Annotated in this window: 10 protein-coding genes; all 10 read right to left on the bottom strand. The window is 55.6% G+C overall.

Translation table 11 applies throughout. The annotated features are described in order from the left end of the window. Positions 1-161: 161 nt before the first annotated feature. The 10 genes from EJP87_RS09875 to aroE all read right to left on the bottom strand — a co-directional run bounded on the left by EJP87_RS09875 (position 162) and on the right by aroE (position 10,520). Positions 162-452, bottom strand: coding sequence for an EscU/YscU/HrcU family type III secretion system export apparatus switch protein (locus tag EJP87_RS09875; protein WP_130471703.1), 291 nt, complete (start codon positions 450-452; stop codon positions 162-164). 2 nt (positions 453-454) lie between these two features. Then, positions 455-1,564, bottom strand: coding sequence for a flagellar hook-length control protein FliK (gene fliK, locus EJP87_RS09870; RefSeq protein ID WP_130471702.1), 1,110 nt, complete (start codon positions 1,562-1,564; stop codon positions 455-457). A gap of 57 nt (positions 1,565-1,621) precedes the next feature. Continuing rightward, positions 1,622-2,155: a hypothetical protein gene (locus EJP87_RS09865; RefSeq protein WP_130471701.1), complete on the bottom strand. Its 534-nt coding sequence runs from the start codon at positions 2,153-2,155 to the stop codon at positions 1,622-1,624. A 4-nt stretch (positions 2,156-2,159) separates the two neighbouring features. Then, positions 2,160-2,924 carry a FliA/WhiG family RNA polymerase sigma factor gene (locus EJP87_RS09860; RefSeq protein ID WP_130471700.1) on the bottom strand — a complete coding sequence of 255 codons (765 nt, stop codon included), beginning with the start codon at positions 2,922-2,924 and terminating at the stop codon, positions 2,160-2,162. A gap of 107 nt (positions 2,925-3,031) precedes the next feature. Beyond that, positions 3,032-4,000: a MinD/ParA family protein gene (locus EJP87_RS09855; protein ID WP_130471699.1), complete on the bottom strand. Its 969-nt coding sequence runs from the start codon at positions 3,998-4,000 to the stop codon at positions 3,032-3,034. Between the two features lie 117 nt (positions 4,001-4,117). Then, complete coding sequence (gene flhF, locus EJP87_RS09850) at positions 4,118-5,485, bottom strand: flagellar biosynthesis GTPase FlhF (RefSeq protein ID WP_130471698.1); 1,368 nt, start codon at positions 5,483-5,485, stop codon at positions 4,118-4,120. Positions 5,486-5,533: 48 nt separating this feature from the next. Continuing rightward, positions 5,534-7,615 (bottom strand): flagellar biosynthesis protein FlhA, encoded by a 2,082-nt coding sequence (flhA, locus tag EJP87_RS09845; protein ID WP_130471704.1) that lies wholly within the window; start codon positions 7,613-7,615, stop codon positions 5,534-5,536. 409 nt (positions 7,616-8,024) lie between these two features. Further along, on the bottom strand, positions 8,025-8,819 hold the full coding sequence (gene map / locus EJP87_RS09840; RefSeq protein ID WP_130471697.1) for a type I methionyl aminopeptidase: 795 nt from the start codon (positions 8,817-8,819) through the stop codon (positions 8,025-8,027). A gap of 3 nt (positions 8,820-8,822) precedes the next feature. Next, positions 8,823-9,617, bottom strand: a complete 795-nt coding sequence (locus EJP87_RS09835; protein ID WP_130471696.1) for a PDZ domain-containing protein — start codon at positions 9,615-9,617, stop codon at positions 8,823-8,825. Between the two features lie 18 nt (positions 9,618-9,635). Continuing rightward, positions 9,636-10,520, bottom strand: coding sequence for a shikimate dehydrogenase (aroE, locus tag EJP87_RS09830; RefSeq protein WP_130471695.1), 885 nt, complete (start codon positions 10,518-10,520; stop codon positions 9,636-9,638). Positions 10,521-10,642 lie beyond the last annotated feature (122 nt).

The raw sequence follows: 10,642 nt of genomic DNA, 5'->3' as shown, positions 1-10,642 counted from the left end.
TGTGAAACGCCGCACATTTTCAGCAGGGCTTTGCCCTGCACCCACCAGGAGGAGATAATCTCCTCCTGGACCTCCATAATAATTTTCTGATTTTCAAATGCGATTGCCCTGCCGGTGTGTTCCTGTTTGCTTCCAGTCATGCCCTGCGTCAGGAAAGTCTCTCAGGATTTAAGCGATTTGTTGATCCGATAGACATAGGCCAGTACTTCGGCCACCGCTTTGTATAACGGTAAAGGAATGGTATCGCCAACCGGTACTTTGCTGAGCAGATTGACCAGATCGGGATCCTCCATCAAAGTGATTCCACTCTCTTTGGCACGTTTGATAATCGCGTCAGCGATGCGGCCCTGCCCGGAGGCGGTCACCCGTGGTGCCACATCCTGGCTTTTGCGATAGCGTAACGCCACTGCTTGCCGTTTGCTGGCGCCTGCCAAAGGGTGTGGCTCTTCCATGTTTATGCCTCCGCAGCAAATTGACTGGCCAAACCCAAGGCACGCATGCGCTGATCACGCAGCTCACCCGGTAGCAGACGGCTCACATCCAACGCTGCCAATGGCAGTTCCGCTGCCAACAGCGCAGAACGCAAAGTGCCTATTTCACTGCGCAAGCGTGATAAGGACTCCTCATTTTCCGCCGCAATATGAATCCGACACACCCCCTCACCATAGCTCAGACGCGCTTGTATGGCTCCCAACTCGGTCATGTTGAGAGACAACAAAACAGAGGTATGGATACTGCTTCCTGGATTTTCCGAAGCCTCCTCATCCCCTTCAGAAGCCTCACGTTCGTTGACCTGACGGCGGTTGTACCAGATGGCTTCGCCCAATCCCCCCTCCATCAACCAGAAGAGACGATAGCCCATTACCTGACTGCCATCACTATTGGCCGGCAGACGCGGCAAAATCTCCTGCATGGCCAGCAGGTCGGAAAGGCGTTGCAGATTGTTGCGCAACAGGTTGTTGGCGAGCAGCTCATCGGTTGCCGGAGTGGTGGAGAGAGAGGCGGTAGGGGTGGTGGGCGTACTGCTGGTGGTTTCGTTGCGGGCCAGCAACAGCTCTTGGGAGCTGCCACGCAGCAGTTGAATCATGGTGCGCACATCTTGTTGCGAGCCATTTTCCAACAGGCTGGCCAGAGCGGTCAGATCCCCTTGCAGCAAGCCTTGTACCGACAGAGGCGGGAGAGCACGTTGCAGGAGAGATTGGTTGCTGGCTGAGAGGTTGGACCAGCGCAACAGGTTATTAAAAATATCCGGGGCGCGTACCAAACTTTGTTGGGCATTGGCTGCCAGGTCAGCGGCAGATTGGGAGGAGCTGGCAACCAGACGAAAGGAGAGATCGGGTACCAGACGGGTGACTTCGACCTGTACTGGTTCACCGAGGGTCAGGGTGGGGGCACGGGCAAAGGTAAAGCCACTGCCATCCGGAAAGCGTACCACGCCACGACCATCCTCATTGAGTTGGGTGACCCGTCCCAGCAATATATCACCCACATTCAGAGAGAGGGTAGGCAGGGTTGGGCTGCTCAAAGCCTCACGGGTGGGGAGAAGAATACCAGAAATGATCATGGTCAGTGCCGCAAGCTCTTATTCATAAGTCAGGCCAAACAAAGGCGGTGTGCGTCCTTATTCAACATCTAAATGATGGTAATCATTGCTATAATGGTTATCCTGGCGCCGATAGGAGTCGTTATTCTGTCGGGGGATTCGTTTAAGCAGACGCACCTCCTCTTCGGTCAAGCCGGTTTCGGAGATGACCCGCTCTTCATTGACGCCGTTGGACAGCAACAACTGTGCTTCGCGATAGGTGTTTTCGCGAGAGCGACTCTCTGCAGCATGCAGGGGGTTATGGCCGGGAGTGTCATGACCGGGACGACTCATGAAACGCATCTCCCGTTGAATGGCTTGCAACTCACCTTGCAAGCGTTCACCGACCATTCGGGTTTGGATACCCAACTGTACTTCGATGATGGCCAATTGCCGACGAATCATCTCGGCATAGGCGCGATGATCGGCATTGGGGTCGGCTTGCATGGTCTGCAGGGTGTTTTGAAACTCTTTCATTTCGTTGCGCATGCGTCGCAACTGGCTGAAGATCACCACCAGGCCCATATAGAGCACTCCGAAGCAGACGACGACCAACAGGTTCCAGTAACTCATAGACTTATTTCCGGTTGGCAAAATGGCGAATGCGTCCACGCATGCGCAAAGCCGCTTTGCTGTGCAACTGGGAGATGCGTGATTCGGTCAATCCCAACACCTCGCCGATTTCGTTCATGGTCAGCTCCTCAAAATAGTAGAGGGTGATGACCAGACGCTCTTTTTCCGGCAGATCGCGAATGGCTTGACTGATGGCCAGACGCAGTTCCTGCAGACCGATTGCTTCGGAAGGGTCGATCCAGTTGGGATCGGCCATCAGATCCATGGCATCCCACTCTTCATCCTCCAGGGAGGGGCGCAGATCATCGAACGATAAAATGGAGATACCACGCACGGCATCGATATGTTGATAAAATTCGCTCAAGGAGATGCCGAGATGGCTGGCGACATCGGCATCATCGGCGGGATGGCCCAACTCCCCTTCCAGTTGAAAATAGGTTTCCTGGATTTGTGTGGCCACCTGACGCACTGCACGCGGCACCCAGTCGACGGCGCGCAGCTCATCCATGATGGCGCCGCGAATGCGAAAGTCGGCATAGGTTTGAAATTTGATGCCCCGTTGCGGATCAAATTTGGAGACGGCATCGATGAGGCCGAGGATTCCCACCTGGATCAGATCATCGATATCGACCGATTGCGGCAGGCGGGTAGCGATACGGCTGGCGATATATTTGACCATCGGAGCATATTTCAAGATCAGCTCATCCCGGTTCATGGTGCCCCAGGCATCAGCGATCTCTTTATTTTTTTCCGGTACCGAATGGGTCATCAAATACTTGCCTTTAGTAGGATGAGTGGCGTTTGCTCAACAGGGGATAAGGCTGTATGGGCAACATATCCAGTCATTGTGTTGCTCCGCAGAGTATCCGCCAGGAGTCAGGCACTGGAGGAGAGGCGAGCTGCTGCAGCTTTGCGCACAGACTCTTCCAGCAGACGGCGCCAGAAAAAGACCATTCGACCATCATCTTGCCGTTTTTGTTGCAGGATGCGCATCAGATTTTCCGCCAGTTGCCCGAAGGCCAACGAGGAAGGGGCGCTGGGATAGAGCTCCGAGACGGTTTTGCGCTGCCGAACGGCTTGCACCAGCATCAGGTCATCCGGGATAAAGCCTGCATAGTTCAAACCGATATTCAGATATTTTTCTGCCACCCTCGACAGAGTGCGATAGACATCCTTGGCTTCGGCACTGTTTTTGACTTGGTTGACCACCAGATCAAAGTGGGAGACCCGATGGTTGTTGAACATCACCTTCATCAGGGCATAGGCATCGGTGACGCTGGCCGGATCGGGAGTGGCCACCACCATGATTCTCTCTACGGCCAAGACAAAAAAACGTACATTGGGGGAGATGCCGGCACCGGTATCGACGAGGACAATATCAAAATCGGCATTCCATTGATCGATATGATCCATGAGTGCCGTGCGTTGTCCTTCGTTCATATCGCTCAATTCGGCCACACCGGAGGCGGCAGGCAGAACGGTAATGCCAAAGGGGCCCTGGATGGCAACCTGCTCCAGGGTCATTTGTCCACTTAAGACATCTTGAATGGTGTAGAGAGGATTAAGACCCAGAACCACATCAATGTTGGCGAGCCCCAAATCGGCATCGATCAACAATACTTTGAGTCCTTTGCGGGCATATTGGACGGCCAAATTGACGGTGACCAAGGTTTTACCGACCCCCCCCTTGCCACTGGTGATGGCCATGGTATGGGGAACCTTGCGTTGCGACAGGGTATCATGCAGCATCTCGCTGCTGACCGGTACAACACCGGCAGCCGCTTTTTTCTGCAGACGGGCCAACTCTTTGAGGGTGGCAACCTGATTGTCAAGATCCTCGGTCATGGTCTTTCTTGTACACCTTTTACGCCCGGTTGTGGGGGTATGGTTTTTTGACTGCCTGCTCAATCACTAACAGCTTACCAAACCGATTGCAACACTCTTGCCATTCACAAAGTGTGCCTAAGCGATGCCGCCTTGCAGTTCTGCCTGCATATCTCGTGCAAACCATTTTGCCAAAGTGCTGGCCGACATCCAACCGAGATTTTCCGGTACGCGCTGTCCATCGGTATAGAGGGTCAAGGGGAGATTGGCCTTGATGCAGACATTCAAAATGCCTCCGTAGGTGACCGTCTCATCGAGCTTGGTAAAGATCAAACCGGTAGGCTGCAATACGGAAAAACGTCGATAAATCGCCTGTTGTTCAGCTTCCCGGACGTTGGCCGCCATGCAGAGGATGACCTCTCTCTCTTCGGCAATATCGGGTAGGAGGCTGGCAGTGGAGTTGACCTGACGCCGGTTGTAGGGGCTGGAACCGACCGTATCGACCAAGACATAATCGCAGCGGTTGAGTGAATGCAGACCGGCTTTGACTTCGGAAGCGGTGCGTGCCACCACCAGACGGACCTGCAGCAGCTTGGCATAGGTTTCCAACTGGGCGACGGCACCTACCCGGAAGGTATCCAGAGTGATCATTCCGACCGATCTTTGCCGGTTGAGAATCAGATCGGCGGCAATTTTTGCCAGGGTAGTGGTTTTGCCGACCCCGGTTGGTCCGACCAGAGCGATGACTCGTGCCGTTCCGGCCAGAGGATCGCGAAATTTGAGTGCCCGTTGCAGAGCGACCGTCAAGCCGCGCTCTTTGCCAGAGCGGTCCATGAGCATAATTCGCCGGGCAATAGGCTCTTCGACACCGTGCATGATCAGCCAGCTATAGTTGCGTTTGCTCTCGGCATCGAGAGCTGCCAAATCGCTGGTAGAACCTTCATAGAGCTTGTCTGCGCTGCCCAGATCCATCAGGAGAGGATGGGTAAGATCGGCACGGTTTTGTGGGCTTTCGGGAGCCGATTCTGTCGCCTCCTCTGTCAAAGGAGCAACAGAGGCAGCCGCTTCGGCCATGCGGTTGGGTAGAGGCGGGGGTTCAGCAGCCGCTGTTGGCGGGGGTGTCCGTTCGTTGGAGCGCTCAGGAGCAGAGGCAGTGTTGCGGCTGGCTGTCGCAGGAGGATAGGGTACCGGATCATCGACAACCCGAGAAAAGCGTCCGGGTGTGGCACGAGTGGCGCTATTCCAGGGGGTGGCGGCGGGATCGGCTTTGCGTATGGTTTCGCCTTTAGCCGGGGGCGTTGACGCTGCAGCAGGCTCTGCGGTAGCAGGACGGGCATTGGGACCAGGACAGGCGGTCACCTCAATCAGAGTACGTCCCAGACTCAAGCCGCTACCGGGTTCGCGGATACTGCGTGTGGAGAGAATGACCGCGTCTGCTCCCAACTGTTCTTTCACCAGTTTGAGCACTTCGCGCATATCCCGCGCCTGAAACGTGGAGACTTTCATGGCCGACTCAGGGAAAAAGAGCAAAACAGGGAGTTGTCAAACCACGGCTCATGAGAGGGTCACCGATCCCAGGGAGTGAACAGAGATATTGGAGGGAATTTCGTTTTGCGAAATGACCACCAAATGGGGGATGGCGGCTTCGGTAGCCTGTTTGACAAAGGGACGCACACGCGAGCCGGTCAGGATGACCGGTTGCACCACTTGCGAGGCGATATGTTCCACTGCCTCGCGCACGCGGTTCAGGAACAGTGTGGCAGAGCGTGGCGCCAGGGCCAGATAGGAGCCATATTCGCCATCGACCACCGCTTCAGCAATCATATTTTCGGCATCAGCGCCCAGCACCAAGGCGGGCAGCGAACCGGTCTCATCCAGATAGGCGGAGACCAGGGAGCGAGAAAGCGATTGGCGTACCAGCTCCACCAGTTGCGCCGGTTGTTTGATCACTTTGGCATAATCGGCGATAGTCTCCAGGATGGTGGTCATATCGCGGATGGAGACCCGTTCACGCAACAACCCTTGCAGCACCTTTTGGATGCCACCCAGATTGACCACATGCGGCACCAGTTCATCGACCAGTTTGGGTTGGTTTTTGGCCACCAGGTCGAGCAGATTTTGCACCTCTTGGCGATTGAGCATTTCGTGGGCGTGGGTATGGATCAGTTCGGTGGCATGGGTAGCCAGGACGGTTGCGGCATCGACCACGGTATAGCCGAGCATTTCTGCGCGTTCACGATCATTGCCATTGATCCAGATGGCGGGGAGGCCGAAGGCCGGTTCGGTGGTAGCGACCCCTTCCACTTTACCGGTGACCGATCCCCCTTCCATGGCCAGATAGCTGCCAGGACGCAACTCGCCACGGCCCACCTCCACCCCTTTAATCAGGAAGGCATATTCCCCGGGTTTGAATTGCAGGTTATCTTTGATATGGATGGGTGGGACCACAAAGCCCATATCGATGGCAAACTGTTTGCGGATGGCACGAATTTTTTCCAGCAGGGTACCATTCTGGCTTTCATCGACCAGAGGAATCAGGCCATAGCCGACATCGAGGCGCAGCAGATCGAGGGCGAGAAAGCTTTCGATAGGCTCTTCTTGGCGTGACTCTTCGCGGGCTTGCGCCACCTCCTCGCGGGCATGCGCCCATTCGCGGGCGTCGCGGCGACGAAAGAGGAAGTAGGCCCAGACAGCCAGCAAGATGGCCAGGATGGAGAAGGGCAGGGTGGGCATACCCGGCATCAGGCCGAAGAGGCCGAGGACGCCGGAGCTGAGCAGGATCACACGCGGTTGGGCGGTGATTTGCCCGGCCACATGATCGGCCATATGTTCATCGGAGGAGGCGCGGGTGACCAGGAAACCGGCAGCGGTGGAGATAACCAGGGCGGGGATTTGCGCGACCAGACCGTCACCGACGGTGAGGATGGTATAGATACGGGCGGCATCGGCGGCAGCCAGCCCTTGTTGGGCGACGCCGACGATAAAGCCTCCGATGATATTAATAAAAACAATCAGGATGCCGGCGACAGCATCTCCGCGCACAAACTTGGAGGCACCGTCCATGGCTCCGAAAAATTCTGACTCTTCTTCGATCTCTTTGCGACGGGCTTTGGCCTCTGCTTCGGAGATGAGGCCGGAGTTGAGGTCGGCATCGATAGCCATTTGTTTACCAGGCATTTTATCCAAGGTAAAGCGTGCGGCCACTTCGGCGATGCGCCCGGCACCTTTGGTGATGACGATAAAGTTGATGATCACCAGGATGGCGAAGACGATCACTCCGACCACCGGATTACCGCCGGCGACAAATTTGCCGAAGGAGCGGATCACTTCTCCGGCAGCCCCTTCGCCTTCACCGCCATGAATGAGGATGATACGGGTAGTGGAGATGTTCAGGGAGAGCCGGAACAGGGTGGTCATCAGCAGGATGCTGGGGAAGGAGGAGAACTCCAGCGGGCGATGGACATACACCGTTGTCAGCAGGATGACGATTCCCATTGCGATGTTGACGGAGAGCAGCATATCCAGCAACATTTTTGGCAATGGAATAATCATAATGGTCAGGATGGCGATGATGCCAAAGGCCATGACCACATCATTAATTCCCTTCAGGCGGGGCAGCGATCTGGGTAACGGCATAGCAGACAACGATTTCTCCGTATAAAGAAGGCAATGATGCGTTGCTTTGCTGCGCAGTCGCAGCCGGTGTCGCACCTATAGTTCCCACCCCTGTTGGAAGGCGTAAGCCATCCAACTCCCACGACTTGGCAATTTCTATACCGTAGCTCAATTAATTGCCATTGAAAAGGGGTTTTGCACCCAGGGCAACCGCATTTGCAAATTTCCTTACGGTTGTTTCAGTCGATACGGTGGATATTGGGGGAGCCTCCTCCCAGAGTGTCTCCGGCGTGGCTCAGATTATTGTGTGCTGTGTCAATTGGCTGCACATAACGGTTATTGCGCAAGCGCGCTATCCGACAAGCATTTGTTTTGCAGTCGCCAGGCGCAATGGTCATCTTCTGGAGCAACTATTCGTTTGTAGAATGCTCTAGGCGTTGGTGGCGACCGCTTCTTCCTCAGCAACGGTCAGGATCTCATTGCCGTGGGGAGTAATCAGAATGGTATGCTCAAACTGTGCAGAAAGAGAGTGATCTTTGGTCACCACTGTCCAATGATCGGCTAAAATACGAATCTCCGGCTTGCCCATGTTGATCATCGGCTCAATGGTAAAAATCATGCCAGGCAACAGCTTGGCCCCTTTGTCCCGGCTGGCATAATGCAAAACGGCAGGCTCTTCATGAAAAGAGCGGCCAATGCCATGACCACAATATTCCCGCACCACCGAACAACGATGCAAACGCGCATGTGGTTCAATGGCGTTGCCTATGGCATTAAAATGGTTGCCCGGTTGCGCCGCTGCAATGCCAATGGCCAAACACTCCTCTGCAACCCGCACAATCTTGCTGTTGCGCGGAGTGGGCGGACCGACAAAAAAGGTCTTGCTGGTATCCCCATGAAAACCCTGCAAACATACCGTAATATCTACATTGATTATATCACCCTCACGCAAAACCCGTGGGCCGGGAATGCCATGACAGACCTGCTGGTTGACTGAAGTGCAGATCGACTTGGGAAAACCCTGCGGATTGTGTGCCGAAGGTCGATAATGCAGCGGTGAAGGGGTTGCCCCATGGTCGAGAATAAATTGGTGACACAGATCATTTAAGGCATTGGTGGAGACTCCAGGCTGTACATGGGGTGCAATCATGTTCAAAGTTTGCGCCGCCAAACGGCAACTCAAACGCATGCGTTCAATCTCTTTCGCTGTTTTAATGATAATCATAGGTTACGGACTTCCTGGAGGAGGGGCTAGTTGAATCTGTGTCATGCGCACGCGACCAGAGCGTTCATAGGTGATCTCCACCCACTCTCCAGGTCGGGAGCGGCTTAACAGTTGACTGAGTCCCTCCGGTGAGGTCACAGCCTGACGATTGATGGCAATCAAAAGATCTCCTCCTTGCAGCTCTGCTTGCGCAGCCGGACTACCCGGAGCCACATCAAGTATGGTTAACCCTCCCGTGCCCGCATGGGAGGCAATGCCCAACCAACTGTTTGCTGGGGTCGGTCGCGGCGCTTCCTCGGGAGCAAGCTGAGGGGGGGAGTCACGCTGCGGATCGTGAGAGGATCGAGTGGCGGTTGCCCGTGTTGCGGATGGTGCAGGTGGGTTTGCAGCAGGCGGGCTCACGCGCATGGGGGGGGCAGGTGGGGGAGGCAGATCGGACGGCGCTCCCTGCCAGCGCCCACCCTCCGGCAGATGTTCGGCACTGTTTTCCAGAAGCAGTTTGAGACGCAACTCCTCTCCTCGCCGCCACAGGGTCAGTACCACCTCTTTGCCAGGGGTAGCCTGTTGCAGCCACTCCTGCAGATGATCTGGGGAGCGGATCACCGTCTCATCGATCTGGCGCAGCAGATCTCCTTTGCGCAGACCGGCATGGTCGGCGGGTCCATCCTTGAAAATATCACCAATTTGTACCCCGGCAGGCGTGTGCAGAGTGGCTCCCAGCCAACCCCCTGCCTCCAAAGCGCTGGGTATGCCCAAAAACAGGAGGAGTATTAACAAAAAAACAAGTGAAAAATTCATTGTTTATATTCCAAACTCCTAGAGCAGTCCCAGCAGACGTTGTCGCACCTCGACAATCGGCATTGGTTGTCCGGTCCATAAGGTAAAGGCCCGACTGGCCTGCTGCAGCAACATGCCCAGGCCGTTCAAGGTGGCCAGTCCCTGGAGTCGTGCTGCTTGCAGCAAGGGGGTTTCCGGCGGATTATAGACGATATCACACACCACAGCCCGCGACGGCAAACGTTGCGGCGATAGTGGCAAGGAGGGATCACCATGCAAACCAAGCAGAGTGGTGTTGATCAGTAGATCATAGTCGCCCATGGGTAGGAGCTCCTCCTGCAGGGGAGCAGCCTGCAGCGCGGCAGCGGGATAGTGGGCAGCCAGATCGTGCAGCAGTTGTTGTGCACGGGCTGGCGTGCGATTGGCAACTGTAATGCGTTGACATCCCGCTTCCAGCAGGCCAGCGACCACCCCACGAGCGGCGCCCCCGGCCCCCAAAAGCAGCACATTGCTTGTTGGCAGATCCAACGGATGGCTCTCCATGAGGGAGTCCACAAAACCAGGAGCATCGGTATTATAGCCATGCAGCTTGCCCTGTTCGTCGATGCGCACCGTATTGACTGCCCCGATGCGCTGAGCCAGCGGCTCCAGGTGGTCCATCAAGGGCAGCAAAGCCTCTTTATGGGGTACCGTGGCATTGAAACCCAACATGCCCATGGCGACAAATCCCCTTACCGCAGTGGCCAACTGATCGGGATGTACTGGAAAGGCCAGATAGCGCATATTCAAGCCCAGCCAGGCCAAAGCCGGATTGTGAATGGCCGGGGAGAGCGAATGGGCTACTGGGTGACCAATCACCCCCAACAGTCTTGTTTGACTGTCCGGCAAACGGGTAAAAGGATTATCAAAAGCTGTCGTTGACATGGTCACTCCTGCCCGACAGGGCGTCTGTGCAATAGAAAATTCCGGCGTAACTATTCAGCACCCAAAACAACTGCGGGTCCAGGGAGGGCACCTCCCTGGCCGGGTCCAGGGATGGAATCCCT

This window comes from Candidatus Magnetaquicoccus inordinatus (genome assembly GCF_004217665.1).
In the GTDB taxonomy this organism is placed as follows: domain Bacteria; phylum Pseudomonadota; class Magnetococcia; order Magnetococcales; family Magnetaquicoccaceae; genus Magnetaquicoccus; species Magnetaquicoccus inordinatus.
The sequence above is the reverse complement of the archived record's forward strand: the minus strand, read 5'-3'. Positions and strand labels throughout refer to the sequence as shown.

Bases quoted from the DNA above. Each gene is read 5' to 3' on its own strand.
- EJP87_RS09875 (WP_130471703.1), bottom strand. From the start codon at position 452: ATGGAAGAGCCACACCCTTTGGCAGGCGCCAGCAAACGGCAAGCAGTG.
- fliK (WP_130471702.1), bottom strand. From the start codon at position 1,564: ATGATCATTTCTGGTATTCTTCTCCCCACCCGTGAGGCTTTGAGCAGC.
- EJP87_RS09865 (WP_130471701.1), bottom strand. From the start codon at position 2,155: ATGAGTTACTGGAACCTGTTGGTCGTCGTCTGCTTCGGAGTGCTCTAT.
- EJP87_RS09860 (WP_130471700.1), bottom strand. From the start codon at position 2,924: ATGACCCATTCGGTACCGGAAAAAAATAAAGAGATCGCTGATGCCTGG.
- EJP87_RS09855 (WP_130471699.1), bottom strand. From the start codon at position 4,000: ATGACCGAGGATCTTGACAATCAGGTTGCCACCCTCAAAGAGTTGGCC.
- flhF (WP_130471698.1), bottom strand. From the start codon at position 5,485: ATGAAAGTCTCCACGTTTCAGGCGCGGGATATGCGCGAAGTGCTCAAA.
- flhA (WP_130471704.1), bottom strand. From the start codon at position 7,615: ATGCCGTTACCCAGATCGCTGCCCCGCCTGAAGGGAATTAATGATGTG.
- map (WP_130471697.1), bottom strand. From the start codon at position 8,819: ATGATTATCATTAAAACAGCGAAAGAGATTGAACGCATGCGTTTGAGT.
- EJP87_RS09835 (WP_130471696.1), bottom strand. From the start codon at position 9,617: ATGAATTTTTCACTTGTTTTTTTGTTAATACTCCTCCTGTTTTTGGGC.
- aroE (WP_130471695.1), bottom strand. From the start codon at position 10,520: ATGTCAACGACAGCTTTTGATAATCCTTTTACCCGTTTGCCGGACAGT.